We start from the raw sequence: 25,365 nt of genomic DNA on the forward strand, positions 1-25,365 counted from the left end.
TCCGACGCCCGCGCGGCCGCCCGCAGCGTCGCCGCCCGGGGCGCCAACGCGGCCCGCAACGCCGTCGCACGCGGCGCCAACGCCGCCCGCCACCGAGGGGCCGGCGCGGGGCAGGCCAGCCCGTCCAGCGCCTGGTCCGACGGCTCGCCGGCCGAGGAACCCCCGTACGACCCGGAGTACGACGGCCCGCCCCGACCGGGGATGTCCGTGCCGGCGCCGGCCGCGGCCACCAGCGCGTACGAGGGATTCGACCCGGGCGACGAGCCGCTGGACGACGTGGTGGACGAGGCCACCGCACGCCAGTCGAGCGAGCAGCAGGCCATGCAGTTGCTCCGGGAGAAACTGGGCGCCGAGAAGATCGACGAGGTGGATCTCCGCTGACGGTCGGGCCGGGTCCGCGGTCCGGGAACGCGGGACTTGAGAAAGAATCATGGCGCGATCGACCCGGTCTTCCAGGTATCTCGGCGGCGAGGGTATCCCCGATGCGGGCGGCCCCGTTAGCGTGACCGCGAGGGCCCTCGGGTTCGGTGCGGTTGCGGTGGCAGCTACTCGCGGCGGACCGAGGGTCCTCCCATCATTTAGGCTGGCGGGCGACAGCAGCCTGACCGAGGAGACGACCGTGCGCCCGGGTGGACAGCCGAACCTGCAGCAGCTGATGAAGCAGGCCCAGAAGATGCAGCAGCAGATCGCCCAGGCGCAGACGGAGCTGGCCGAGGCGGAGCTGACCGGCACCGCCGGCGGTGGGCTGGTAACCGTCACCGTGGCGGGCTCCGGCGAGGTGAAATCGGTGAAGATCGACCCGAAGGCGGTCGACCCGGAGGACGTGGAGACGCTGGAGGATCTGGTTCTGGCGGCCATCCACAACGCGGCGGACGAGGCGAAGCGGCTGACCGAGGAGAAAATGGGCCCGGTGGCCGGCGGCATGGGTGGCATGGGCCTGCCCGGCTTCTGAGCGCGGCGCGGCCGGGCTCCCAGCGCACCGCGCGACGCGGGCAGCGGCGGCACCGGACGACGGCAACACCAGCGGCAGCGGCCTCCAGCGACAGGGTAAGGGCATGTACGAAGGCGCCATCCAGGATCTGATCGACGAGCTGGGGCGGCTGCCCGGCGTGGGGCCCAAGAGCGCGCAGCGGATCGCGTTCCATGTGCTGTCGGCGGACCCGGCCGACGTCAACCGGCTGGCGACCGCGCTGCGGAAGGTGAAGGATCTGGTCCGGTTCTGCACGACCTGCTACAACGTGGCGGAGTCGGAGCAGTGTCGGATCTGCCGGGACGCGCGCCGCTCGGACGAGGTGCTCTGCGTGGTCGAGGAGCCCAAGGACGTGGTGGCGATCGAGCGGACCGGCGAGTTCCGGGGCCGCTACCACGTGCTCGGCGGGGCGATCAACCCGCTGGAGGGGGTCGGTCCGGACAACCTGCGGATCCGGGAGCTGATGGCCCGGCTGGGCGCCGGGGTGACCAAGGAGCTGATCCTGGCGACCGATCCGAACACCGAGGGCGAGGCGACGGCCACCTACCTGGCGCTGATGGTCAAGCCGATGGGCATCCAGGTGACCCGGCTGGCGAGCGGGCTGCCGGTCGGTGGCGACCTGGAGTACGCGGACGAGATCACCCTCGGGCGGGCCTTCGAGGGGCGCCGGGCCATCTGACACCGGACCCGCCGGTCGTTGCCGAACTGTAATACGGTCGTATCGATCAAAAGGGCTCTGACCAGGGCGGATGCCTGAAAGTCTCACCCGCAGATGTCGGTCTGATAAGGATTGCTGACCGGCCGTTCCGTTCTTGGTCTTGGGACCGTTAGCGTGCCGCTCACGGACCGGCCCACACCCCGGCACGGTCAGGCCCCACGACAGAGGTGAGAGATGCAGGCGAGAAGGCTCAAGACGGCGATCGCCGCCACGGCCGTTGCCGCACTGGCGGTCGGCATCGCCGGCTGCGCGGAGAGCGATCGGGGTAGTTCTGGTGACTCGGGCGGGAAGACCGGGGGCACGTTCGTGTTCGCCGGCAGCGGCGACCCGAAGAACTTCGACCCGATCTTCAACGACGACGGCGAGTCCTTCCGGCCGGCGCGGCAGATATTCGACACCCTGATCCAGAACAAGCCGGGAACGGCGGACCTGGTCGGCGCGCTCGCCGAGAGCTGGGAGCACGACGCGACCGGCAAGGTCTGGACGTTCAAGCTGCGCCAGGGCGTGAAGTTCCACGACGGTACGCCGTTCAACGCCGCGGCCGTCTGCTTCAACTTCGACCGCTGGTTCACCATGAAGGGCGCGGCGGCGCAGAGCCAGATGCTCTACTACGGCGACGTGTTCGAGGGCTTCGCCAAGAACGAGGGCGACGCCACCGGGGAGCCGGTGTACAAGAGCTGCGCGGCTCCGGACGACAACACCGCGGTCATCTCGATGAACCGCTACAAGGGTGCGTTCCCCGGCGCTTTCGCGCTGACCTCGTTCTCGATCTCCAGCCCGGACGCGCTGAAGAAGTATGACGCGGACAGCGTCACGCAGAGCGGTGACTCGTTCACGTACAACGACTATGGCAACCTGCACCCGACCGGGACCGGCCCGTTCACCTTCGGTGGCTGGGACAAGTCCAAGGGCGAGATCACGCTGAACCGGAACCCCGACTACTGGGGCGAGAAGGCCAAGGTCGACAAGATGATCATCAAGATCATCGGTGAGGAGACCACCCGGAAGCAGGAGCTGCGCGCGGGCACCGTGCAGGGCATCGACTTCCCGGCGCCGGCCGACGCGGCCGCGCTGGCCAACGACTTCAACGTGATCGCCCGCCCGGCGTTCAACATCCTGTACCTGGGCATCAACCAGAAGAACCCGAAGCTGCGCGACCTGCGGGTCCGGCAGGCGATCGCGTACGCGCTGAACCGCCAGCAACTGGTGCAGACCAAGGGCCCGGCGGGCACCAAGGTGGCCGACGAGCTCATGCCGGGCACCGTCCTCGGCTACGCGCCGGACGTGCAGAAGTACGAGTACAGCGTCGACAAGGCGAAGCAGCTGCTCAAGGAGGCCGGCGCCGAGAACCTGACGCTGAACTTCTACTACCCGACCGAGGTCACCCGGCCGTACATGCCGAACCCGCAGGAGATCTTCACCGCGCTGGCCAACGACCTGCAGGCCGTGGGCATCAAGGTGAACGGCGTTCCGCGGCCGTGGAACGGCGGCTACAAGGACGACGTGCAGAAGCTCGGCAAGCACGACCTGCACCTGCTCGGGTGGACCGGTGACTACAACGACCCGGGCAACTTCGTCGGCACGTTCTTCGGCCGGGAGAAGGCGGAGTTCGGCGACGGCGCGATGACGGACATGTTCGCGGCGATCGCGGGCGCGGACGGCACCGTCGACGAGGCCGGCAAGAAGACCGCGTGGGAGCAGGTCAACCGGGACGTCGCCAGCAAGTGGCTGCCGGCGATCCCGATCTGGCACGCGCCGCCATCGATCGTCGTGACCAAGAACGTCAAGGGCCTGATCGCCAGCCCGTTGACGGACGAGCGGTTCAACACGGTCTCGCTGAGCTGACCGGAGCAGGACAAACGCCGGCCCGGGTCGGGGAGCTTCCCCGTCCCGGGCCGGACGCCCGTTCGCTTGAGACCCCCTGGTGTGTGAACCATGTTGCGTGTGATTGTCCGCCGGCTGTTGCAGCTGGCCGTGACCCTGTTCGCGCTGTCCATCCTGGTCTTCGTCTGGCTGCGCAGCCTGCCCGGTGGCCCCGTCGACGCGATGCTCGGCGACCGCGCCACGCCCGAGCGGCGGGCGCTGCTGGTCAAGGCGCTCGGTTACGACCAGCCGATCCTGGTCCAGTACTGGAGGTTCCTCCAGCGCACCCTGGTCGGTGACTTCGGCGCCTCGACCCGTAGCGGCGACTCGGTGCTGTCGGTGCTCGGGCGGGCGTTCCCGGCCACGATCGAGCTGACCGTCGCCGCCATGATTATCGCGGTCGGCCTGGGGGTGCCGCTGGGGTACCTGGCCGCGCGGTACCGCGGGCGGATGCCGGACAACCTCAGCGTGGTCGGCACGCTGGTCGGCATCTCGATCCCGATCTTCTTCCTGGGCTACCTGCTCAAGGACGTGTTCACGCAGCACCTGCACTGGTTCCCGCCGTCCGGGCGGATCAGTATCGGGATGGACAACACCCACGTGACCGGCTTCTTCGTGCTGGACGGCATCCTCACCCGGGAGTGGGACGCGAGCGCGGACGCGATCTGGCACCTGATCCTGCCGGCGGCCACGCTCGCCACGATCCCGCTGGCGGTGATCGTGCGGATCACCCGGGCCAGCGTGCTGGACGTGCTGAACGAGGACTACGTGCGCACCGCCGAGGCGAAGGGGCTGCGGGCCAAGGTGGTGCGGCAGCGGCACGTGCTGCGCAACGCGCTGCTGCCGGTGGTCACCACGATCGGCCTGCAGACCGGCGCGCTGCTGGCCGGCGCGGTGCTCACCGAGAAGGTCTTCAACTGGGGCGGCCTCGGCACCGAGATCACCAACTCGATCAGCGGCAGCCGCGACTACCCGGTCCTCCAGGCGGTGCTGATGCTCGCCGCGATCGTCTTCATCGTGGTGAACCTGCTGGTGGACCTGTCCTACGCGGTCATCGACCCGAGGGTGCGTGTGCGGTGACGAACGTGCTGGCGGAGAAGAAGAAGGCCCGGCTGGAGCAGTTGGCGCAGGCCGCGGCCGAGCCGGGCGGGGTGGGGCTGTGGCGCGAGGCGCTGCGCCGGCTGCGCCGCAACCCGGCCGGAATGGTCGGCGCGGTGATCGTGCTCGCCTTCCTGCTGCTGGCGGTCTTCGCGCCGCTGATCGCCCCGCACGACCCGGCGCAGCGCTTCAAGGAGTTGACCGACAACCTCCGGGCGGACCACATCCCGGGCGCGATGTCCGGCTTCCCGCTCGGCGGGGACCCGAACGGGCGCGACTTCCTCTCCCGGCTGATCTACGGCTCCCGGCAGACGCTGTTCGTGGGCGTGCTCGCCACGCTGATCGGTCTGACGGCCGGGGTCACCATCGGCGCGCTGGCCGGCGCGCTCGGCGGCTGGGTGGACATGCTGCTGATGCGCCTGACCGACGTGATGCTGGCGCTGCCCAGCCTGCTGCTGGCGATCTCGCTGGTCGCGCTGGCCAGCAAGAGCAGCCAGTGGACGGTGATCGCGGCGGTGGCGACGGTGAACGTACCGATCTTCGCCCGGCTGCTGCGCGGCGCGATGCTCGCCCAACGGGAGAGCGACCACGTGCTCGCCGCCCGGTCGCTGGGGGTCAAGCAGCGGGCGATCGTGCTGCGGCACATGCTGCCGAACTCGTTGACCGCCGTGATCGTGCAGGCCACGCTCACCTTCTCGGTGGCGATCCTGGACGCGGCCGCGCTGTCCTTCCTCGGCCTCGGCGACCCGGACATCAACCGGGCCGAGTGGGGCCTCATGCTCGGCACGGACGGCCAGCGGTACTTCGAGGTCCGCCCCGAACTGGCCTACTACCCGGCGATCGCGATCGTGGTGGTGGCGCTCGGCTTCACGCTGCTCGGCGAGGCCATGCGCGAGTCGATCGACCCCAAGAACCGGCGGTGACCGCGATGCCCCTGCTCGACGTCCAGGATCTGTCGGTGGTGTTCGCCCGCCGCGGCGAGAAGCCGTTCACCGCCGTGGACAACCTCAGCTTCACCGTGGAGCCCGGACAGACCGTCGGGCTGGTGGGCGAGTCCGGCTGCGGCAAGAGCGTGACCAGCCTGGCCATCATGGGCCTGCTGCCCCGCCGGGGCGTGCGGGTCAGCGGCCGGGTGCTGTTCGAGGGCGCGGACCTGCTCGCGCTGCGCCCGGAGGACATGCGGGACCGGCGCGGCCGGGACATCGGCATGATCTTCCAGGACCCGCTGTCGTCGCTGAACCCGGTCGTGCCAATCGGCCTCCAGGTGGCCGAGGTGGTCGAGCGGCACTTCGGGCGCACCCGGAAGGCGGCGATGGTCGAGGCGCGGGACCTGCTCGACGCGGTCGGCATCCCGGACCCGCAGCGCCGGCTCAAGGAGTACCCGCACCAGATCTCGGGCGGCATGCGCCAGCGGGCCCTGATCGCGATCGCGCTGGCCTGCAAGCCGCGGCTGCTCATCGCGGACGAGCCGACCACCGCCCTGGACGTGACGATCCAGGCGCAGATCCTCACCCTGCTGCGCCAACTCGTGGTGGACAGCGACACGGCGCTGGTGCTGATCACCCACGACCTGGGCGTGGTGGCCGGCCTCTGCGACGTGGTCAACGTGCTCTACGCCGGCAAGGTGGTGGAGACCGGCACCCGGCACGACCTGTTCGCCAACCCGCGGCACCCGTACACGCACGGGCTGCTCGGCTCGGTACCCCGGCTGGACTCGCCGCGCGGCGAGCGGCTGACCCCGATCCGCGGCTCGGTCGCCGACAACATCCCGTGGGCGGAGGGGTGCGCGTTCGCGCCCCGCTGCGACCGGGTCAACGACGCGTGCATCGGCGACACGGTACCGCTGGAAGCCGCCCCGCACGGCCGGCTGCGCTGCACGAACCCGGTCCCGCAGGAGGTTGGGGTATGACCGAGACCGCCGAGCAGGCCACGCCGCTGGTCCAGTTGCGCGACCTCAAGGTGCACTTCCCGATCAAGAGCGGGGTGCTGTTCGACCGCGCGGTCGGCTACGTCTACGCGGTCGACGGCGTCTCGCTGTCGATCCGGCGCGGCGAGACGTACGGGCTGGTGGGCGAGTCGGGCTGCGGCAAGTCCACCCTCGGGCGGGGCCTGCTGCGGCTGGTCGAGCCCACCGCCGGCGAGGTGATCTTCGACGGCACCGACGTGCGCCAGCTCAAGGGCGAGGCGATGCGCCGGATGCGCCGGCGCATGCAGATGGTCTTCCAGGACCCGCTGGCCAGCCTCGACCCGCGCCAGTCGGTCGAGTCGCTGCTGACCGAGGGGCTGAAGGCGCATGGCCTGGCCAACGGCGACAGCGCCAAGCGGCTGCGCGAGACGCTCGCCGCGGTCGGGCTGCCCGCGTCGGCGCTGCGCAAGTACCCGCACGAGTTCTCCGGGGGGCAGCGGCAGCGGATCGGCATCGCCCGGGCCCTGGTGCTCGACCCGGATCTGATCGTCGCCGACGAGCCGGTCTCCGCGCTCGACGTGTCCATCCAGGCGCAGGTCGTCAACCTGCTGGAGGACCTGCAGAACGAGCTGAACCTGACCTACCTGGTGATCGCGCACGACCTGGCGGTGGTGCGGCACATCGCCGACACGGTCGGGGTCATGTACCTGGGCGCGCTGGTGGAGGAGGCGCCCAGCGACGACCTGTACGCCGAGCCGCTGCACCCGTACACCCGGGCGCTGATGTCGGCGGTGCCGGTGCCGGACCCGCGGGTCGAGGACCGGCGCGAGCGGATCCTGCTCGCCGGTGACCTGCCGTCGCCGGCGAACCCGCCGGCCGGCTGCCGGTTCCACACCCGCTGCCCGTGGGCGCAGCCGACGCGCTGCGCGGACGAGCGGCCGGGACTGCGGGAAATCTCCCCGGGGCACCGGGTGGCGTGCCACTGGGCCGAGGACATCCGCGACGGGCGGATCCGCCCGCACGAGGTGGCGGCCGAGATCGTCCGGCCGACCGGCGTGCTGGCCGGCGGGGACCCGGGCGAGCTGATCCCGACGGCCTGATCAGCCCCCCGGTCAGCCCTCGGGGCGGTGTAGCAGGCCGGCGGCCACGTCGTGGACGGCCTTGGCGTCGGCCGGGTCGGTCACGGACGCCCGGCCGCCGGTGACCGTGTACCACTCGTCCGCGTCCTTGTACTGGACCCGGAGGGTCACCCGGCCCGATTCGTCCACTTCGGTGCGGAGGGTGAGGTCGCCGGTCACCACGCCGACCTCGTCGGTCATCACCCCGCCGGGGCCGGCGGTGATGTCGACGGTGAGCTGCTCGTCCATCTGCATCTCTCCAGCATGTCGGTGAGCGCTGCCTTCTCGCCGATGGTTACGGTAAGTCGCCAGTAGGCCTTCACGGCGATCCAGTCCTGCGCGTACTGGCACCAGGAAGCCTGGTTCGGCGGCTTCCACTGTGCCGGGTCCTGATCACCCTTTGACCGGTTCGAGCTGGCCGAAACCGCGATGAGCTGCGGACGGGTCAGGTCGTTGGCGAAGTCGGAGCGCTTGTCGTCGTCCCACTTGTCGGCGCCCGACCGCCACGCGTTGGCCAGCGGCACGATGTGGTCGATGTCCACGTCGCCGGGGGCGGTCAGGCGCTTGGAGTCGTAGCGGCTGACCCACACGCCGCCCACCACGTCGCAGCCCTTGAGCCGCACGTTCGTGCCGTCCCGCTCGAGAACCTTGTCGCGGACGTCGCAGTTCTCGCCGGCCTTGCGCCAGTGCGGGAACCGGGCGCGGCTGTATCCGCGCATCGCCCCGCTCTCGGCGACCGTGAGCTGGGCGAGTTGATCATTGGAGTCGGCGGCGGAGGACGGGATGCCGTCGACCGGGGCGCAGGCGGCGGCGCCGACGGCGAGCGCGGCAGCCAGCAGGCCGGGGACGAGTCGATGCAGGCGCACCCACCAAGCTTCGTATGCGCCCCTGGCCGGCTCAAGTCCCCGGCCGAATACGGCGATTCCGCCGCTCGCCCGCCGGCCGGCGGGCGAGCGGCCGGTGGCCGTGTTATATGCGGGCGGCCCGGTTCACCGCGCTCGTGACGGCCTTCAGCGAGGCGGTCACGATGTTCCGGTCGAGGCCGACGCCCCACGTGGTCATGCCGTTGACCGAGCACTCCACGTACGCCGCCGCCTGGGCGTCGCCGCCCGAGGACATCGCATGCTCGTGGTAGTCCAGCACCCGCACCTGGGTGTCGATGCCGGCCATCGCCTGCACGTACGCGTCGATCGGGCCGTTGCCGACCGCCACGAGGTGCTGCGGCTCGCCGTCCACCCGCACCGACGCGTCGATCTCGACCTTGCCCTCCCGGGTGGCGGTGCCGTAGTCACCCAGCCACACCCGCGGCGACGGCTGGTGGTCCACGAGGTACTCGGCGGCGAAGATCTCCCACATCCGGTCCGGCTCGATCTCGCCGCCCTCGGTGTCGGTGAACCGCTGCACGACCGAGGAGAACTCGATCTGCATCCGCCGGGGCAGGTCGAGCTGGTGCTCCTGCTTCATGATGTACGCCACGCCGCCCTTGCCGGACTGCGAGTTGACCCGGATGACCGCCTCGTAGCTGCGGCCCACGTCCTTCGGGTCGATCGGCAGGTACGGCACCGCCCAGTCGAACCGCTCGACCGGCACGCCCGCCTCGGCCGCGTCCCGGGCCAGCCAGTCGAAGCCCTTGTTGATGGCGTCCTGGTGGGAGCCGGAGAACGCGGTGTAGACCAGGTCGCCCGCGTACGGGTGCCGCTCGTGCACCGGCAGCTGGTTGCAGTACTCGACGGTGCGGCGGATCTCGTCGATGTTGTGGAAGTCGATCCGCGGGTCGACGCCCTGGGAGAACAGGTTCAATCCCAGCGTGACCAGGTCCACGTTGCCGGTCCGCTCGCCGTTGCCGAACAGGCAGCCCTCCACCCGGTCCGCGCCGGCCAGCAGGCCCAGTTCGGCGGCGGCGACGCCGGTGCCCCGGTCGTTGTGCGGGTGCAGGGAGAGCACCACCGACCGGCGCCGGGGCAGGTTGCGGTCCATCCACTCGATCGAGTCGGCGTACACGTTGGGCGTGGCCATCTCGACCGTGGCCGGCAGGTTCACGATCAGCGGCCGGTCCGGGGTCGGGTCCACCACGTCGATGACCGCCGAGCAGATCTCCAGCGCGTAGTCCAGTTCCGTGCCGGTGTACGACTCGGGCGAGTACTCGTAGAAGATGTCGGTATCCGGAGTGTGGATCTCCGCGTACTTCTGGCACAGCCGGGCGGCGGAGGTCGCGATGTCGGAGATGCCCGCCCGGTCCAGGCCGAACACGACCCGCCGCTGGAGCACCGAGGTGCTGTTGTAGAAGTGGACGATCGCCCGGTGCGCTCCGCGTAGCGACTCGAACGTGCGGTCGATCAGCGGCTCCCGGCACTGGGTCAGCACCTGGATCGTGACGTCCTCGGGGATCAGGTCCAGCTCGATGATCTGCCGGATGAAGTCGTAGTCGGTCTGGCTGGCGGCCGGGAAGCCGACCTCGATCTCCTTGTAGCCGATCTGGACCAGCAGCTGGAACATCCGCCGCTTGCGCTCGGGGGACATCGGGTCGATCAGGGCTTGGTTGCCGTCCCGCAGGTCGACGGCGCACCACCGGGGCGCCGCCTCGATCCGCCGGTTCGGCCAGCGCCGGTTCGGCAGGTCGACGGCGAACTGCTGATGGTAGGGCTGGTACCGCTGGTAGGGCATGCTGCTCGGACGCTGCCGGGCGATCGGGTCCGGCGCGGTCATCTCAGACATTGGCTGTGCTCCCTGGTCATGTGGGTGGGTCGGTCGACTCGGTCAAGCTCGAGTTTTCGTAAACCGGCGGGGTCGGGCAGGATCCGAACCCCGCGAAGGGCCGACGGGCGCGACAAACTCCGCGACGAGGTGCCGGCCTCAGAGGGCCCCGCCGCGGCGACCAAGGAGCAGCGCCGTCCACATGACAGGTCTGACAGTACGTCGTCACCCGCCCCGCCGTCACCTCGGTCCGGAATTTGGGACGAAGCCCCCGCGGGCGGCGCGCCGCGGGCGTAACGTCTAATAAGTCCCAATTGTCGGTGGTGACAGGGAAGGCGGCGCAGATGGCGATGCCGACCTCCGGTCGGGATGGGCGGCCCAGCGAGAGCGACGACGTCCAGCGGCCGGCCGAGCCGGCGAACGATCAGCCCACGGGACCGCGAGCGGAGTTCCCCGCCGGCCCGCCCGATCCCGCCGACCCGCCCGATCCCGCCGGCCCGCCGGATCCCGCCGACCCGCCGGCGTCCGGCGAGCCGCCGGCCGGTACGCCCTCGCCCGAACCCGGGCACCAGCCGCAGGCGGACTGGCGGGCCCGTGACGAGGGCGGCCGCACCGATTGGACCAGCACGAACGCCCCGGGCGTCGGCTGGAACCCCGGTCCCGGCGGGCCCGCCGAACCCGGCGACTCCACCGAGGCCGGCGTGCCCACCCCGCAGCGCCCCCGCCCCGCGTGGGACTCGTCGAGCCGCATGGACCTGCCGGGCGTGTCACCGATCACCCGGGCCGAACGCCGCCGCGCCCAGCAGGCGGCGGCCGCCGCCTCCGCCGGCTGGCCGGAGGGCGACCAGTACCCCGGAACCGTCGGCCACCTGGTGTGGGCCCTGGTCCGGCTGGCCCTGGCCTTCCTGTTCCTCTGGACGTTCGCCGACAACCTGGTGGGCCTCGACCGTCCCACCCCGCCCGGCTCGGGCTGGCTGGACGGCGTCTCGCCCACCGCCGACTACCTCAAGAACGTGCACAACTCGCTGGCCCCGGCGTACCACCTGATCGCCGGGCAGGCGTGGGTCGACTGGGTCTTCATGATCTCGCTGGCCGTGGTCGGCCTGGCGCTGCTGCTCGGGATCGCGATGACGCTCACCGCCGCGCTCGGCGCGGCCATGCTGGTCGTGGTCTGGCTCTCCGCGCTGCCGCTGGTGGGCGCCCCGGTGATCGACGACCGGCTGGTCTACGCGCTGATCCTGATCGGCATCGCGTCGACCGGCGCGGGGCTGCACTTCAGCCTCGCGCCCTGGTGGCGCGACACCGCGCTGGTCCGCCGGCTGCCGCTGCTGCGATAGAACGGTGGCAGCCGGTCGCCGGTGTTCAGCCAGCGCCCCGCCGGCACGGCCACCAGCGGTCGGTGCTCGGGCGCGTAGCGCCCGTTCCGGACGGGCATGGTCGGCCGCGCCGGCCCGGACAACCACCGGCGGCGTTGCCGGATCGTCCGGGCACCGGTGCGATATCCGCTAGGTGCTGCCCGGGGCGGGCGTGTCCAGGCCGGCGGGCGGCTCCGGCGGTGCCTGCATCGACATCGGGTCACCGGAGACCACCGGTCCGGGCAGGTCGACGCGGGCCGGCGCGGCGCCGGGCGGCGCGGTGAGGGTCAGCGTGCCGAAGCCGAGCCGGGCCGCCGTGAGCGTGCCGTCCGGCTGGTAGCAGTAGACGCCCGGGTCCACCGGTGCGGCCAGCGACGCGGAGGTGGACTCCACCGAGTAGCAGGTGCCCTGGGCCTCGGCCAGCGGCTTGGCGATCGACACCGACAGCGCGACGCGCGGGTCGGTGAGGATGTTCGGCCAGTCCGTGAACGGGTGCTGGACCCGCGGGTCCGTCGCCGCCTCGAGCTGCCCGTCCGGCTCGGCGACGCGCACGCAGGTAGACGGCTCCGGCCGGCTGATCGAGGGCAGGCCGCACTGGTAGAGACCCTCGGCGTCGCGCACGATCGCCACGTCGGCGGTGCCACCCAGGGCGCCGCCCGGGATGTCCACCCGCCAACTGCCGTCCTGGGCGCGGACGACGGTGACCGTGCGGTCCTCCCGTCCGGCCGAGCGAAGCGTGTAGAGGGCCAGCAGGTCGCGGTCCTTGGCGGCGGCGGCCGCGCCGGCGAGTTGGTCGCGGGGGCTGGTCGGCGGGGCGCTCGGCGACGCCGCGGCGGTCGAATCCGCCCGTGCCGGCTCGTTCCCGCCGCAACCCGATGCCGCCGCGAGGACCATGCCGCCCAGCGCGGCGACCAAGATCACGTACGAGGGGCGCACGGCACCCATTGTCATCGGGTACCGGGTCACTGATCATGCAGATGTCGATGCGACACGCCGGTTCGGTACCGAACCGGTAGCCGGATGGTGGGAACACGTGTTCGTGCCGGGGAGCGCCGCGGCTACCCTGGTGGGGTTGTACGCGGCGCCGCCGGCTGGTGACCGGCGGCGTTGGCACGTAGCGGAAGGGATGTGGACCGCCGTGGCCCTGGTGGTGCAGAAGTACGGTGGCTCCTCCGTCGCGGACGCCGAGCGGATCAAGCGGGTGGCCGGCCGGATCGTCGCGGCCCGCAAGGCCGGCAACGACGTGGTCGTGATCGTCTCGGCGATGGGCGACACCACCGACGAGCTGCTCGACCTCGCGCACCAGGTCAGCCCCCTGCCGGCCGGCCGGGAGCTGGACATGCTGCTCACCGCCGGCGAGCGGATCTCGATGGCGCTGCTCGCCATGGCGATCAACAACCTGGGCTTCGAGGCCCGCTCGTACACCGGATCGCAGGCCGGGGTGCTGACCACCTCGGTGCACGGCCGGGCCCGGATCATCGACGTGACGCCGGGCCGGCTGCGCAGCGCGCTGGACGAGGGGGCGATCGCGATCGTCGCCGGCTTCCAGGGCGTGTCACAGGACACCAAGGACATCACCACCCTCGGCCGGGGCGGGTCGGACACCACGGCGGTCGCGGTGGCCGCCGCGCTCCAGGCCGACGTCTGCGAGATCTACACCGACGTCGACGGCGTCTTCACGGCGGACCCGCGGATCGTGCCCAACGCCCGCCACATCAAGCAGATCACGTACGAGGAGATGCTGGAGCTGGCCGCCTGCGGCGCGAAGGTGCTGCACTTGCGCAGCGTCGAGTACGCCCGCCGATGGGGCCTGCCGATCCACGTCCGCTCGTCGTACTCGCAGCGCACCGGCACCGTAGTCACCGGATCGATGGAGGACCTTCCCGTGGAGCAGGCACTGATCACCGGAGTCGCCCACGACCGCAGCGAGGCGAAGATCACGATCGTCGGCGTCCCCGATGAGCCGGGCGCCGCCGCCATGATCTTCAACACGGTCGCCGACGCCGAGACCAACATCGACATGATCGTGCAGAACGTCTCCACCGAGGGCACCGGGCGCACGGACATCTCGTTCACGCTGCCGCAGGCGGACGGCCCCACCGCGATGGCCGCCCTCAACAAGATCCAGGAGAAGCTCCAGTTCAAGGGGCTGATCTTCGACGACCACGTGGGCAAGGTGTCGCTGATCGGCGCCGGCATGCGCTCGCACCCGGGCGTGGCCGCCAAGTTCTTCGCCTCGCTCGGCGCCGCCGGCGTGAACATCGAGCTGATCTCCACCTCCGAGATCCGGGTCTCCGTCGTCACCCGGGACACCGACCTCGACACCGCCGTGCGCGCCGTGCACGAGGCGTTCGACCTCGGCGACGAGACCGAGGCGGTCGTCTACGCGGGGACCGGCCGGTGACCGCCGGGGCGAGGACCCCGCTGCCGACCCTCGCCGTGGTCGGCGCCACCGGCGCGGTCGGCACCGTCATGTGCGACCTGCTCTCGTCCCGCAAGAACGTCTGGGGCGAGATCCGGCTGATCGCCTCGTCGCGCTCGGCCGGGCGCACGCTGTCGGTCCGGGGCGGGCAGGTGACCGTCCAGGCGCTGGCCCCCGAGGTGTTCGACGGCGTCGACGTGGCGATGTTCGACGTGCCCGACGAGGTCTCCGCCGAGTGGGCCCCGATCGCGGTCGCCCGCGGCGCCGTGGCGGTGGACAACTCGGGCGCCTTCCGGATGGACCCGGACGTGCCGCTCGTGGTCCCGGAGATCAACCCCGAGCAGGTGCGCAACCGACCCAAGGGCATCGTCGCGAACGCGAACTGCACCACCCTCGCCATGATCGTGGCGGTCGCCCCGCTGCACCGCGAGTACGGCCTGCGCGAACTGGTGCTCGCCTCCTACCAGGCGGTCTCCGGCGCCGGCCAGATCGGCGTGGACACCCTGCACGACCAGCTCGCCAAGGTCGCCGGCGATCGCACGCTGGGCTCCCGCCCCGGCAACGTGCGCCAGGCCATCGGCGACGAGTCCGGGCCGTTCCCGGCGCCACTGGCGCTCAACGTGGTCCCGTGGGCGGGCTCGCTCAAGGACGCCGGCTGGTCGTCCGAGGAGCTGAAGATGCGCAACGAGTCCCGCAAGATCCTCGGCCTGCCGGACCTGAAGGTCTCCGCCACCTGCGTCCGGGTTCCCGTGGTGACCGGCCACTCGATCGCCGTGCACGCCGTCTTCGGCAGCGAGGTGGACGCCGAGAGCGCCCGCGAGGCCCTGCGCAACGCCCCCGGGGTGATCCTCGTGGACGACCCGGCCGCCGGCGAGTTCCCGATGCCGATCGACGCCGTCGGCACCGACCCGTCCTGGGTCGGCCGGATCCGCCGCTCGCTGGACGACCCGCGCGCCCTGGACCTGTTCGTCACCGGCGACAACCTGCGCAAGGGCGCCGCCCTGAACACCGCGCAGATCGCCGAGCTGCTCGCGGTGGAGTTCACCGGACGGTAAGCAGGGCGCTCGTCCACGTCGCCACCGACGCGAACCCGAGCCGGCGGTTCATCGCGAGCATGGGCGCGTTTCCGTCGGCGTTCTTATCGGGGTCGCCTTCTCCGCGACCCTTGGGCCGCTCAACACGCCATTGTCAGCTCGCGCTCGCGCGGCCGTTCCCACCCGTCACCCGGCGCCGGGTCCGGCAGCATCTCCGGCACGGCCGGGAGCCGGCGCGCGGCAGGGTCGAGGCGCCGGGCCAGCGGAAGGGCCATCGCGGCCAGAAGCGCCAACTCGGTCAGCACCAACGCCCGCTCGACCAGCCCCATCATCACCCGCTCACCCGGGAACGCCACGTACAGCAATACCAGCAACCCGGCACCGCTCGCCGCGCTGAGCCAACGCACCACCCGGCGCCCCATCCCCGGGACCGCCCGCAGCAGCAGCACCCCGGCAAACGGCAGGCTGACGAACGCCGCCACGGACACGTACCGACGGGTGTAGCCGCTGAAAGTCATCTCCGGCGCGCCGGGCGGATCGGTCGGCACGACCGCCGACGCCACGAGGCCGAGCGCCCACACCATCAGCAGCACCGCCAACGCCCGCCGGGCGCAGCCCCGCAGCCACAGCGCGACCGGCAGCGCGAGCGACGACAACCCGAGTACCAGCATCGCCGTGTCCATCGCGCCACCCCGGTCCGAGACCGCGTAATCGCTGATCGTCCACGACAGCGGATTCAGGTCCGCCGTGGCGTCCATGTGCGCGAACACCCCGAGCGCCGTGGCGACACCCGCGCCGGCCAGCGTCAGCAGGGCCAGCGACCGTACGAGCGGCGAATTCCCCCGATCCGTCATGAGTCCCAGCGTCATGCCGGGACCCACCCGAACGGATCCGGCGGCACCCCCGATCGCTCCCTCGGAAATCGACCCCGACGCAGCTCAGGGTGGGGTCAACCCCACCCTGCCCGCCGGAACGCCGCCGGTAAGCCGCCCGCCGGCTGCCAGCCTTGGCGGAGGTCACCCAATAACGATCAGAGGGCATATCCCTCGATGGGATATGCCCTCTCGCCTGGTCGGGGTGGCCGGATTTGAACCGACGACTTCTTCGTCCCGAACGAAGCGCGCTACCAAGCTGCGCTACACCCCGAGGCGTGCCGGACAATAGTAGCCCACCCGCTGCGGTAGGCAAATCTGGTATCCCCCGCGACCGCGGTCAGCGTGGGATGAGGGTCAGCAAAGACGCCTCCGGGCGGCAAGCGAAGCGGATCGGGGCGGTGGGGTGGGTGCCGAGTCCGGCGCTGACATGCAGCCAGGCGTCCCAGCGGGGCCAGCGGTGCAGGCCGCGGGCCATGGCGCGAGGAAGGTCACAGTTGGTGACCAGGGCGCCGACGCCGGGGACGCAGACCTGGCCGCCGTGGGTGTGTCCGGCGAGCAGGAGGGCGAAGCCGTCGGCGGCCATCGCGTCGAGGACGGGTGGGTCCGGGGTGTGCGTGACGCCGATCGTGAGGTCGGCCGTGGGGGAGACCGGGCCGGCCACGGCGGTGTAGTCGTCCTGGTCGATGTGGGGGTCGTCGACGCCGACCAGTTCCACGGTGCGGCCGCCGGCCTTGAGGGTGGTGCGGGCGTTGTTCAGGTCGGCCCAGCCGGCGCCCGTGAACACGGTACGCAGGTCCTCGAACGGCAGGTCGGCGCCCTGCACGTACTCCCGCTCGGGGAAGAAGTAGCTGAACGGGTTCTTCCAGACGGGGCCGCGGTAGTCGTTGGAGCCGAAGACGAAGGCGCCGGGGAAGTCGAGCAGCGGTTGCAGGGCGCGCAGGACCCCCGGTACCGCATCGGGGTGGGCCATGTTGTCGCCGGTGACCACGACGAGGTCGGGGTCGGTGGCGGCCAGGGCGGCCACCCACTGCTGCTTGCGGCGCTGGTCCGGGGTCATGTGCAGGTCCGACAGGTGCAGGATGCGCATCGGCTCGGCGTCGGTGGCGAGGATGGGCACGTCGTACCGGCGGAGCGTGAACATGTTGCGCTCGATGAGGGAGGCGTAGGCCAGGGTGGCGGCACCCGCCGCCAGGGTGCCGCCGGCGAGCCGGTAAACGGTGCGTCTGCGCATGGCACCCAGGGTAGTTTCATCGACCATGAGCACGCTGAAGGAGTCCCTGTCCACGGACATGCGGGCCGCGATGAAGGCCCGCGACGAGTTGGTGACCTCGACGCTGCGGTTGGCGCTGGCGGCGATCGGGAACGCGGAGGTCGCGGGTAAGCAGAAGCGGGAGCTGAGCGACGCCGAGGTGACCGCCGTGCTGACTCGGGAGGCGAAGAAGCGGCGCGAGGCGGCCACCGCGTTCGCCGACGCGGGTCGGGCGGAGCAGGCGGCGCGGGAGCGTGCGGAGGGTGATGTGCTGGAGCGGTACCTGCCGGCGCAGCTCGGCGACGCCGAGCTGGCGGGTCTGGTGGCGGGCGCGCTGGCGGCAGGCGGGTTCAGCGGACCGGCCCAGATGGGTCCGGCGATGAAGGCCGCGCAGGCGGCCGTGGCGGGGCGCGCCGAGGGTGGCCGGGTGGCCGCCGAGGTGCGTCGCCAGCTGACCGCCTGAGGCGTCGACGAAGCCGGGGCGGGCGGGGAACACCGCCCGCCATCCGGACCGGCGGCTGACCGCCCGGGCGAGGCGGTCAGCCGTGCCGGGCGTCCGCTAGTTGCGACCCGGGGGCCCGCAGGACGGCGGGCAGGTCGGGGTGCCCCGGCCGCCGTTGCCGCCACCACCCGAGCCCGGTTCGGCGCCCTTGCCGTTGCTGACCTCGATCGTCACCAGGCCACCCTTGACGGTGCTGCCTTCCGGGGTGGTGCCGGCGGCCGTGCCGGCCGGGCAGGACGAGTCGACCTGGCCGGTGGCGACCTCGGCCACGAAGCCGGCGCCCTCCAGGCGGTTCTTGGCCCGATCGATGGGCAGACATCGGATGCTCGGGATGTGGCGCTGATCGCCGTTGATGAGCTTGCCGCTGGGCGGGGTGAACTCGATCGCCTTCTTGCCCTTCATGGCGTCCCGCAGCGTGTTGTACGTGGCCGCGTTGACGATCGGGTGCAGGGCCTCGACCTTCGTGTTCGCGTAGTCCGGGTTGGCGAGGATCCCGAACACGGTCAGCTGCTTGGTGGAGACGACCAGCGACGCCGTGCGGGCGCTGTCGGTGGTACCGCTCTTGCCCATCACCGGTTTGCCGACGTCGCGGCGGACGTTGCCGGCGGTGGCGCCGGTGCACCGACTGGTGGACGAGCGGTCGCCGACCGGGCACCGGGCGACGTCAACGGCGGCACGGGCCACCTCGACGTCGACGGCCTGGTCGCAGGTCGGGTTGGCTACGTCGAGCTTGGCGCCGGTGTGGTCGCGGATCTCCTGGACCGGTGTCGGCTCGCAGTGCTTGCCGTCGGCGGCGAGGGTGGCGTAGGCGTTGGCGATGTCCAGCGGCGTGGCCGAGGACACGCCGAGGGTGAAGGCCCCCCAGCCGTCCGCGTTCGCCGCGAACTCGGCGTCCTGGGGCTCACGGAACTTGATGCCGAGCTTCTTGGCGGCGTTGACCACGTTCTGCGCGCCGGCCATCTCCTCCAGCGGCACGAAGAACGTGTTCACCGAGCGGCCGAAGGCACCCCACATGGTGTGTGTGCCGGTCATGCTCGCGTTGGCGTTCTTCGGGCAGTAGAAGTGGGTACCCGTGCAGGCCGCCGGGCTACCGGGGGAGATCACGTACTTGGACCGGTAGACCGGTTTGGCGTTGATCCGGGTGCTGAGCGGGATGCCCTTCTCGAGCGCGGCCACCACGGTGAAGATCTTGAACGTCGACCCGGCCTGGTAGCCCCTGATGTCCCCGCCACCGGTGATCAGCGGGTTCGTCGTGTTCGGCACGGAGCCCCGGATCTTCTTCGCGCGCTTCACCGGGTCGGTCGAGTACGGGTTCTGCGGGTGCTTCGGGTCGTCGAGCCGGAAGTTGCGGTTCACCGCCAGCGCCCGGACCCGCCCGGTGCCCGGCTCGACCGCGGCGATCATCAGCGCGTTCGAGTGGTCCTTCGAGGTCTTGTAGACCTTCTCGATGTTCGCCTTGGCCGAGGCCTGCGTCTCGACGTCGAGCGTGGTGACCACCCGGTAGCCGCCGCTCTTGAGCTGCCGCTCCCGCTCGTACGGGGTGGCGCCGAACGTCTCCTGCTCCAGCCACCAGCGGTAGAAGAAGTCGCAGAAGAAGCCCCAGTGGTTCACGGACGTGGAGACGCAGCCGTTTGGGGTGCGCTTGTCCCGCACGGCGACCTTGGTCTGCTTGGCGGCGTTCGCCTGCGCCTGGTCGATCGCGCCGATGCCGACCATCTGGTCGAGCACCCAGTTGCGCCGGTCCTGGGCGTCCTTCTTGCCGCTGGCGGTGGTGGGGTCGTAGCTGCTCGGTGACTTGACCAGCCCGGCGAGCAGGGCGGCCTCCTCCACCTTGAGGTCCTTCGGCGGCTTGTTGAAGTACACCTGGCTGGCGGCCCAGATGCCGTAGGCGCCGTTGCCGAAGTAGGCGATGTTGAGGTAGCGGAGCAGGATCTCGTCCTTGCTCAGCTCCTTGTCGATCGCCATCGCGTAGCGCGCCTCGCGCAGCTTGCGGGCGCCGGTGTCCTCGGTCGCGGCGACCACCTCGGCCGGGCTGGTGGCGGAGTAGGAGATGGCCAGCCGGACGTACTGCATGGTGAGCGTGGAGGCGCCCTGGGAGGTCTCCCCCGCGTTGTGGTTCGCGACGAAGGCCCGGGCGATGCCCTTGAGGTCCACGCCGTTGTGGTTGTAGAAGGCGTGGTCCTCGGCCGCGATGATGGCCTTCTGCATGAGCGGGGAGATGTCTTCCAGCTTCGTGACGTCCCGCCGGTTCTCGTCGTACATCGTGGCGAGAACCTTCTTGCCGTCCGCCGCGTACAGGTACGACATCTGCGGGGACTGCTTGACGGTCAGCTCGCTGGGTAACTGGTCGAAGGTTTCCGCGCCGGCCTTTGCCGCCAGCCCGGAGACGGCCACCGCGGGGAACGCCGCGGCCGCCACCACCACGCCCGCGAGCAGCCCGCAGATCAGCAGGGACGCCCCGTTCGTGAAGATGTTGTGGTCGCGTCTGCGCATCCAAGTCACCGCCTCAGGGTACGAGAAGAGTCGCGGAGTGCCCGACCTGCCCTCGGCCGTGTCCGTGCGCCGGCGACCCCGCTGTGCTTGAAGACGCGCCGGGGGTCGCACCCGGTTGCGTCCTGCGGCATTCGTCCCAATCTATCCGTTGAGATGGCGCGCACCAACCGCGCGAACGGTCCGGTTAGGTCTATTTGAAAGACAACGTTGCGTAATCGACTGACTACGGAGCATGATGGTCCGGCGAGCATCGGTCGGTGTTCGGCGGGCTTGGGGGAGCCCCGGCGGCCGGTGCGCATGCGGCCTCGCCAGTCGCGGAGGTCGTCAACGAAGGCAAGGGGGGACGTAGAGCATGGGCATGATCACCGACTGGCCGAGCATGGCGGCGTGTCGGAGTGGGGATCCGGACGCGCTGTTCGTGCAGGGCGCCGAGCAGAACGTCGCGAAACGGGTCTGCCGGAGCTGCCCGGTGCGGTACGAGTGCCTGGCGGACGCGCTGGACAACCGCATCGAGTTCGGCGTATGGGGTGGCATGACCGAACGGGAACGGCGAGCGCTCCTGCGCAGGCACCCGGACGTCGCGAGTTGGCGGCGCACGTTCGAAGCCGCCATGCGGGGAAGCAAGGACAAGGAACTGGTGCCGACCGGGTGAGGCCGGCGCTCACCCGGCGGGCGCCAGCCCCGCCGTGGTGAGCGCGGCGCCGATCGTGCGCAGCCCGTCGATGTCGTGGACATCGGCGGGCTGCGCCCTTACCGCCACCGTCGGCACCGCCGGGAACGCGTCGGTGAACCGGGCCGACACCCGCTCCTCCCGTACCGCCTGCTGAGTGAGCGCCGCGTGCACCCGCAGCGCGTCCGCCGCCGTCCGGTGCTCGCCGGAGCGCTCCAGTTGCGCCGCCGCCGCCAGGGAACGCTCGGCGTCCAGCCCCGGCAGGTCGGTGCGGTGCACCCGGTTCAGCACCAGGCCGGCCAGGGGCATCCGCTCCTCCCGCAGACGGCCCGCGAAGTACGCCGCCTCCCGGATCGCGTCCGGCTCCGGCGCCGCCACCAGCACGAACGCCGTCTCCGGGGCCTGGAGGATCCGGTACGTCTGCTCGGCGCGCTCGCGGAAGCCGCCGAACATCGAGTCCAGCGCCGCCACGAAGCCGGACAGGTCGGTCAGCAACTGGGCGCCGAGCACCTTCTGCACGGTCCGGGAGAAGACCCCGAACGACGCGGTCACCAGGCTGAACATGCTCCGCCCGCCGGCCCGCGCCGGGGCCAGCAGCAGCCGCAGCATCCGCCCGTCGAGAAACCGGGACAGCCGCGCCGGCGCGTCCAGGAAGTCCAGCGCGGAGCGGGACGGCGGCGTGTCCACCACGATCAGGTCCCACTCGTCGCGGGCCCGTAACTGGCCCAACTTCTCCATCGCCATGTACTCCTGCGTGCCGGAGAAGGTGCTGCTCATCGCCTGGTAGAAGGGGTTGGCGAAGATCTCCTCGGCGCGCGCCGGCTCGGTGTGCTGGAGCACCACCTCGTCGAAGGTGCGCTTCATGTCCAGCATCATGGCGTGCAGGTCGCCGCCGGCCTCCCCGTTGACGTCCTTGACCGGGCGGGGCGTGTTGTCCAGCTCCGTCAGGCCCAGCGACTGGGCCAGCCGGCGCGCGGGGTCGATCGTGAGGACCACCGTCCGGCGGCCGTGCCGCTCGGCCGCTCGCAGCGCCAGCGCGGCCGCCGTGGTGGTCTTCCCGACGCCGCCCGCGCCGCAGCAGACCACGATCCGCACGCCGGGGTCGGCGAGGATCCGGTCCACATCCAGCCCCGGCGGCGACCCGGCTGCGGGGTGATCGGCAGGCACTCCCCGAGCGTAACCGGGCGGTTCGTGCCTCGGGTTCAGGCCGTGAGGAGGGTCTCCGCGAGGGTGGCAAGGCCGGCCCGGTCCACGCCACCGGGCAGCAGCGGCAGCTCCACCACTGGGCGCCCCAGCTCGGTCAGCTCGGCGCGCAGCGACTCCTCCAGCGCCCGCCGGGTCAGGTACTCCTTCGCCTCCGCCTGCAACGTGGCCACGGTCGCCTGGTCGCTCGGCAGCCCCGCCGCCGCCAACCCCCGGCGCAGCTCCGCCCGGGTCGGCTTCGCCCCGGCCAGCAGCGGTGGCCGGGCGCCGTTCACGATGACCCGCCCGACCGGGATGCCCAGGGCGGTCAGCTCGCCGATCGCGTCCACCGTCTCCTGCACCGGCATCTCCTCCAGCAGCGTGACCACGTGCACGGCCGTCATCGGGGAGCGCAGCAGCGCGGCGACCCCCTCGCTCTGGGTCTTGATCGGCCCCATCTTCGCCAGCCGGGCCGTCTCCGCGGTGACGTTCAGGAAGCGCCCGATCCGCCCGGTCGGCGGCGCGTCCAGAACCACCGCGTGGTACGCCCGGCGGCGGTCCACCGTGCGGGTGGTGGACTCCTTGACCTTGCCGGTCAGCAGCACGTCCCGCAGGCCGGGGGCGATCGTGGTGGCGAAGTCGATCGCGCCCAGCTTGCGCAGCGCCCGCCCGGCCGCGCCCAGCCGGTAGAACAGATCCAGGTACTCCAGCAGGGCCTCTTCGGCGTCGACCGCCAGCGCGCGCACCTCGCCGCCGCCGGCAGCCGCCGCGATCGGGCGCTCCGCGTACGGCAGCGGCGGGACCTCGAACAGCTGGGCCAGGCCCTGCCGGCCCTCGACCTCCGCCAGCAGGGTGCGGCGGCCGCCACTGGCCAGTGCGAGCGCCAGCGCGGCCGCCACCGTCGTCTTGCCGGTACCGCCCTTGCCCGTCACCACGTGCAGACGGGCCGGCCAGGCCGGGTGGACCTGGCCGATCGAAGCTTCACCGGACACCCGGTCAGCGTATCCGCCGGCCGGGACGCCCGGTTCAGCCGATCTCGCAGACCCGCCAACCCTTGCTCTTGATCACCGTAAAGGTGAGGTCCTGCTCGGCGGTCTTCTCGTCCCCGGTCGTCATCATCAGGTGAACGGCGACGTTCGCCCGGTCCGCCGTCTCATCGGAGACCTCCGGGTCGGTCCACTTGAACTGAGGGGTCTTGTACTTGCTCGCGTACCCCTCGATCTCCTGCACCTTGGCGTTGAGTTCCTTCCCGTCGTTCGACGCGCCGCACACGTAGTCGGCCGCGGCGCTCGCGTCCCGGTTCGTGTAAATCTCCTCGAGGAAGCCGGTCACCGCCCGGCCCGGGTCGGACGCGCCGGCGCCAGTCTCGGTGTTCTGCGTGAACAACACGGCCGCCACCACGCCACCGCCGCAGATCAGGACGACCGCCGCGAGCACGCTCGCCGTGATGATCAGACCCTTGCGGCTCTTCGGCTTGGCCGGCGCACCCGGCTGCCCCGGGTACGGCTGGTAGCCCGGCTGGCCGAACTGGACCGGTGGGGAGGACGCCGGGTACGGCTGCCCCGACGTGGGGTACGGCTGGGCGGAGGTCGGGTACTGCGATGTGGGCGCGCCGTACGGCTGCCCCGACGTCGGGTACCCCTGGCCGACGCCGGGGTACTGCGGCGCGTACGACGGGCCACCCGAGCTGGGCGGCGCCGAGCTGGGCGGCGGCGAACCCGGTGACGCCGCACCGGGCTGCGTCTGCCCCGGGTAGGTAGGCGACTGGTAGCCCTGGCCCTGTTGCGGCTGCCCAGGGTAGGGCTGGCCCGGGTACGGCTGGCCCGAGTCCGAGTACGACTGGCCCGGGTAGGGCTGGCCGGGGTACGGCTGGCCGCCGTACTGCCCGCCGCCGTACTGGCCCGGGGCGTTGGAGGTGGGTGCGGCGCCCGCCCCGGACGCGGGAGCGGCGCCGGAGGTCGGCGCGGCGTACGGATCCTGCGGCGGTGGGTAGGACGGCTGCTGCCCGTAGCCGGGGTAGCCCCCGGGAGCCGGCGGTGCCGGGTACCCCGACTGCTCGGGCGGTGTCGAGTACGCCGGCGGCTGGTTGAGCGCGTCGGGCTGTGGCTGCTGGGTCGGGTCGCCTGGCTGGCCGGCACCCTCCGGCGGCTGCGGTGAGCCGTAGGGCGGTTGAGTCATCGTCTTCCCCCGCGGGGCCGTCGCTGCATGATCGGCGGGCCAGCGTACGCCCGCACCGCCGGTCAGCGTAGCCGCCACCCGCACCAACCGGATGACCCGCTTGGCCGGTGGCGCCGCTCGCGGCGGGGCCGCCCCAGATCATGACGGCTCCACCGGCTCGGCCCAGGCGCGGGCGTCTTCGGGTTGCCAGCCGCGTCGGTGGAGGGCTTGGCGGATTTCGCGGAGGACGTTGGGGAAGTCTTTGCGTGTGCGGCCGGGTGGTACGTGGATGGTTAGCCAGCCGGCGGCGGTGAGTAGGGCGATGCGGTGGGTGGAGTATTCGATGGCGACGCGGTGGGTGGGCCAGGCGAGGTCGGGTAGGAGGACGAGGTCGGGGGCGAGGGTGATGGGGTGTTCGATTTCGGGTCGGGGTAGGCCGGTCATGGTTAGGCGGGTGCGTAGTTGGGAGGCGGTGGGGTTGGGTGAGCGGCCGTCGGCGAGGTCGAAGGTGAGGCTGGCGCGGCGGCTGCCGCGTCGGCCGGCGTGTTGGGTGAGGATGTGGTGTAGGTCGGAGTGGTCGAGGTGGCCGAGGCGGAGCATGGTGTCGAGGACGGCGACGGCGCGGGGTGGTGGGAGCCAGAGGGCGATGTCCCAGGCGGTGCGGGGGATGGTGGTGCGGGGTGGGTCGGTGTTGGGGATGATGTCGTTGGGTGGTAGGTCGGTGACGTGGATGCGTAGGCCGCGTTGGGCGCTGACGCGGGTGCCGGTGGGGGCGATGATGTGGACGTCGTCGGTGAAGGTGGCGGCGTGGTCGATGCCGTGTAGGTAGGCGGCGGAGGGTCCGGCGATGACGATGCCGGGTGGGGTGCGGAGGGCGACGGCGCGGCAGACCAGGGTGTGGTCGCGGTCGAGGCGGGCGTCGGCGTAGACGTCTTGTCGCAGTCGGATCCATGCCTGGCTGCGGAGTTGGTGTTCGGTGAGTAGCCCGCGGCGGATGGCTTCCGCGCCCCGGAAGACGCGGCCTTGCAGGTCCGGGGGCCGGTGCGGTTGAGGCGGCAT

At 71.5% G+C, this 25,365-nt stretch carries 23 protein-coding genes, 1 tRNA gene and 1 pseudogene; 13 read left to right on the forward strand and 12 right to left on the reverse strand.

From position 1 onward, the window contains the following. The 8 genes and pseudogenes from KJS59_RS31430 to KJS59_RS24730 form a co-directional block, all read left to right on the forward strand. Positions 1–381, forward strand: a pseudogene (locus KJS59_RS31430) (DNA polymerase III subunit gamma and tau); the annotation flags it as partial. 262 nt (positions 382–643) lie between these two features. Beyond that, complete coding sequence (locus tag KJS59_RS31435) at positions 644–952, forward strand: YbaB/EbfC family nucleoid-associated protein (RefSeq protein WP_249714840.1); 309 nt, start codon at positions 644–646, stop codon at positions 950–952. A gap of 103 nt (positions 953–1,055) precedes the next feature. Then, positions 1,056–1,649 (forward strand): recombination mediator RecR, encoded by a 594-nt coding sequence (gene recR / locus KJS59_RS24705; protein ID WP_213455358.1) that lies wholly within the window; start codon positions 1,056–1,058, stop codon positions 1,647–1,649. Positions 1,650–1,862: 213 nt separating this feature from the next. Beyond that, positions 1,863–3,533: an ABC transporter substrate-binding protein gene (locus KJS59_RS24710; protein WP_213455359.1), complete on the forward strand. Its 1,671-nt coding sequence runs from the start codon at positions 1,863–1,865 to the stop codon at positions 3,531–3,533. 90 nt (positions 3,534–3,623) lie between these two features. Then, a complete protein-coding gene (locus KJS59_RS24715) occupies positions 3,624–4,631 on the forward strand; it encodes an ABC transporter permease (protein ID WP_213455360.1) in 1,008 nt (335 codons plus the stop codon). A 5-nt stretch (positions 4,632–4,636) separates the two neighbouring features. After that, positions 4,637–5,572 carry an ABC transporter permease gene (locus KJS59_RS24720; protein ID WP_376771261.1) on the forward strand — a complete coding sequence of 312 codons (936 nt, stop codon included), beginning with the start codon at positions 4,637–4,639 and terminating at the stop codon, positions 5,570–5,572. 5 nt (positions 5,573–5,577) lie between these two features. Continuing rightward, the gene (locus KJS59_RS24725; RefSeq protein ID WP_213455376.1) at positions 5,578–6,558 is read left to right on the forward strand and encodes an ABC transporter ATP-binding protein; all 981 of its coding nucleotides are present in this window, start codon (positions 5,578–5,580) and stop codon (positions 6,556–6,558) included. Beyond that, positions 6,555–7,655: an ABC transporter ATP-binding protein gene (locus tag KJS59_RS24730; RefSeq protein WP_213455362.1), complete on the forward strand. Its 1,101-nt coding sequence runs from the start codon at positions 6,555–6,557 to the stop codon at positions 7,653–7,655. The genes KJS59_RS24725 and KJS59_RS24730 overlap by 4 nt, the downstream gene beginning before the upstream one ends. 12 nt (positions 7,656–7,667) lie before the next feature. On the opposite strand, the gene KJS59_RS24735 is transcribed toward KJS59_RS24730, so the two are convergent. The 3 genes from KJS59_RS24735 to leuA all read right to left on the reverse strand — a co-directional run bounded on the left by KJS59_RS24735 (position 7,668) and on the right by leuA (position 10,388). Continuing rightward, positions 7,668–7,985, reverse strand: a complete 318-nt coding sequence (locus tag KJS59_RS24735; protein ID WP_376771262.1) for a hypothetical protein — start codon at positions 7,983–7,985, stop codon at positions 7,668–7,670. After that, positions 7,874–8,533, reverse strand: coding sequence for an HNH endonuclease family protein (locus KJS59_RS24740; protein ID WP_376771263.1), 660 nt, complete (start codon positions 8,531–8,533; stop codon positions 7,874–7,876). The genes KJS59_RS24735 and KJS59_RS24740 overlap by 112 nt, the downstream gene beginning before the upstream one ends. 109 nt (positions 8,534–8,642) lie before the next feature. Next, positions 8,643–10,388: a 2-isopropylmalate synthase gene (gene leuA / locus KJS59_RS24745; protein WP_213455363.1), complete on the reverse strand. Its 1,746-nt coding sequence runs from the start codon at positions 10,386–10,388 to the stop codon at positions 8,643–8,645. Positions 10,389–10,711: 323 nt separating this feature from the next. On the opposite strand from leuA, the gene KJS59_RS24750 reads away from it, so the two are divergent. Then, positions 10,712–11,704: a hypothetical protein gene (locus tag KJS59_RS24750; RefSeq protein WP_213455364.1), complete on the forward strand. Its 993-nt coding sequence runs from the start codon at positions 10,712–10,714 to the stop codon at positions 11,702–11,704. Positions 11,705–11,872: 168 nt separating this feature from the next. Here the strand turns inward: KJS59_RS24750 and KJS59_RS24755 are convergent, their stop codons facing one another. Continuing rightward, positions 11,873–12,658, reverse strand: coding sequence for a hypothetical protein (locus tag KJS59_RS24755; RefSeq protein ID WP_249714838.1), 786 nt, complete (start codon positions 12,656–12,658; stop codon positions 11,873–11,875). Between the two features lie 202 nt (positions 12,659–12,860). On the opposite strand from KJS59_RS24755, the gene KJS59_RS24760 reads away from it, so the two are divergent. Beyond that, positions 12,861–14,126 (forward strand): aspartate kinase, encoded by a 1,266-nt coding sequence (locus tag KJS59_RS24760; protein WP_213455365.1) that lies wholly within the window; start codon positions 12,861–12,863, stop codon positions 14,124–14,126. Beyond that, positions 14,123–15,199, forward strand: a complete 1,077-nt coding sequence (locus KJS59_RS24765; protein ID WP_213455366.1) for an aspartate-semialdehyde dehydrogenase — start codon at positions 14,123–14,125, stop codon at positions 15,197–15,199. Before KJS59_RS24760 ends, KJS59_RS24765 begins: the two co-directional genes overlap by 4 nt. A gap of 119 nt (positions 15,200–15,318) precedes the next feature. Here the strand turns inward: KJS59_RS24765 and KJS59_RS24770 are convergent, their stop codons facing one another. The 3 genes from KJS59_RS24770 to KJS59_RS24780 form a co-directional block, all read right to left on the reverse strand. After that, positions 15,319–16,032, reverse strand: a complete 714-nt coding sequence (locus KJS59_RS24770) for a DUF998 domain-containing protein (protein ID WP_213455367.1) — start codon at positions 16,030–16,032, stop codon at positions 15,319–15,321. Positions 16,033–16,247: 215 nt separating this feature from the next. Further along, positions 16,248–16,324: transfer RNA gene (locus KJS59_RS24775), tRNA-Pro, on the reverse strand. A gap of 66 nt (positions 16,325–16,390) precedes the next feature. Beyond that, positions 16,391–17,284 (reverse strand): metallophosphoesterase, encoded by an 894-nt coding sequence (locus KJS59_RS24780; RefSeq protein ID WP_213455368.1) that lies wholly within the window; start codon positions 17,282–17,284, stop codon positions 16,391–16,393. 25 nt (positions 17,285–17,309) lie between these two features. Here KJS59_RS24780 and KJS59_RS24785 point away from each other — a divergent pair, with 25 nt between their 5' ends. Further along, positions 17,310–17,765: a GatB/YqeY domain-containing protein gene (locus KJS59_RS24785; RefSeq protein ID WP_213455369.1), complete on the forward strand. Its 456-nt coding sequence runs from the start codon at positions 17,310–17,312 to the stop codon at positions 17,763–17,765. Between the two features lie 96 nt (positions 17,766–17,861). Here KJS59_RS24785 and KJS59_RS24790 read toward each other — a convergent pair whose 3' ends face one another. Beyond that, the gene (locus KJS59_RS24790; RefSeq protein WP_213455370.1) at positions 17,862–20,297 is read right to left on the reverse strand and encodes a penicillin-binding protein; all 2,436 of its coding nucleotides are present in this window, start codon (positions 20,295–20,297) and stop codon (positions 17,862–17,864) included. Between the two features lie 352 nt (positions 20,298–20,649). Between KJS59_RS24790 and KJS59_RS24795 the strand changes: the two genes are divergently transcribed. After that, the gene (locus KJS59_RS24795) at positions 20,650–20,949 is read left to right on the forward strand and encodes a WhiB family transcriptional regulator (RefSeq protein WP_213455371.1); all 300 of its coding nucleotides are present in this window, start codon (positions 20,650–20,652) and stop codon (positions 20,947–20,949) included. 9 nt (positions 20,950–20,958) lie between these two features. Here the strand turns inward: KJS59_RS24795 and KJS59_RS24800 are convergent, their stop codons facing one another. The 4 genes from KJS59_RS24800 to KJS59_RS31885 form a co-directional block, all read right to left on the reverse strand. Continuing rightward, complete coding sequence (locus KJS59_RS24800) at positions 20,959–22,134, reverse strand: ArsA family ATPase (protein ID WP_213455372.1); 1,176 nt, start codon at positions 22,132–22,134, stop codon at positions 20,959–20,961. A gap of 35 nt (positions 22,135–22,169) precedes the next feature. Continuing rightward, positions 22,170–23,141: an ArsA-related P-loop ATPase gene (locus KJS59_RS24805; protein ID WP_213455373.1), complete on the reverse strand. Its 972-nt coding sequence runs from the start codon at positions 23,139–23,141 to the stop codon at positions 22,170–22,172. Between the two features lie 34 nt (positions 23,142–23,175). Then, the gene (locus KJS59_RS24810; protein ID WP_213455374.1) at positions 23,176–24,327 is read right to left on the reverse strand and encodes an Rv0361 family membrane protein; all 1,152 of its coding nucleotides are present in this window, start codon (positions 24,325–24,327) and stop codon (positions 23,176–23,178) included. Positions 24,328–24,465: 138 nt separating this feature from the next. Beyond that, positions 24,466–25,365, reverse strand: a 900-nt coding sequence (locus KJS59_RS31885) for a hypothetical protein (protein WP_213455375.1), incomplete at its 5' end; no start/stop codon positions are given.

The organism is Rhizomonospora bruguierae (assembly GCF_018397995.1).
Taxonomy (GTDB): Bacteria; Actinomycetota; Actinomycetes; order Mycobacteriales; family Micromonosporaceae; genus Rhizomonospora; species Rhizomonospora bruguierae.

What these genes read in the sequence shown, in the direction of transcription:
- KJS59_RS24710 (WP_213455359.1), top strand. Translation starts at nt 1,863, where the DNA reads ATGCAGGCGAGAAGGCTCAAGACGGCGATCGCCGCCACGGCCGTTGCC.
- leuA (WP_213455363.1), bottom strand. Translation starts at nt 10,388, where the DNA reads ATGTCTGAGATGACCGCGCCGGACCCGATCGCCCGGCAGCGTCCGAGC.
- KJS59_RS24730 (WP_213455362.1), top strand. Translation starts at nt 6,555, where the DNA reads ATGACCGAGACCGCCGAGCAGGCCACGCCGCTGGTCCAGTTGCGCGAC.
- KJS59_RS24810 (WP_213455374.1), bottom strand. Translation starts at nt 24,327, where the DNA reads ATGACTCAACCGCCCTACGGCTCACCGCAGCCGCCGGAGGGTGCCGGC.
- KJS59_RS24725 (WP_213455376.1), top strand. Translation starts at nt 5,578, where the DNA reads ATGCCCCTGCTCGACGTCCAGGATCTGTCGGTGGTGTTCGCCCGCCGC.
- KJS59_RS24790 (WP_213455370.1), bottom strand. Translation starts at nt 20,297, where the DNA reads ATGCGCAGACGCGACCACAACATCTTCACGAACGGGGCGTCCCTGCTG.
- KJS59_RS24795 (WP_213455371.1), top strand. Translation starts at nt 20,650, where the DNA reads ATGGGCATGATCACCGACTGGCCGAGCATGGCGGCGTGTCGGAGTGGG.
- recR (WP_213455358.1), top strand. Translation starts at nt 1,056, where the DNA reads ATGTACGAAGGCGCCATCCAGGATCTGATCGACGAGCTGGGGCGGCTG.
- KJS59_RS24750 (WP_213455364.1), top strand. Translation starts at nt 10,712, where the DNA reads ATGGCGATGCCGACCTCCGGTCGGGATGGGCGGCCCAGCGAGAGCGAC.
- KJS59_RS24780 (WP_213455368.1), bottom strand. Translation starts at nt 17,284, where the DNA reads ATGCGCAGACGCACCGTTTACCGGCTCGCCGGCGGCACCCTGGCGGCG.
- KJS59_RS24770 (WP_213455367.1), bottom strand. Translation starts at nt 16,032, where the DNA reads ATGACGGATCGGGGGAATTCGCCGCTCGTACGGTCGCTGGCCCTGCTG.
- KJS59_RS24785 (WP_213455369.1), top strand. Translation starts at nt 17,310, where the DNA reads ATGAGCACGCTGAAGGAGTCCCTGTCCACGGACATGCGGGCCGCGATG.
- KJS59_RS24715 (WP_213455360.1), top strand. Translation starts at nt 3,624, where the DNA reads ATGTTGCGTGTGATTGTCCGCCGGCTGTTGCAGCTGGCCGTGACCCTG.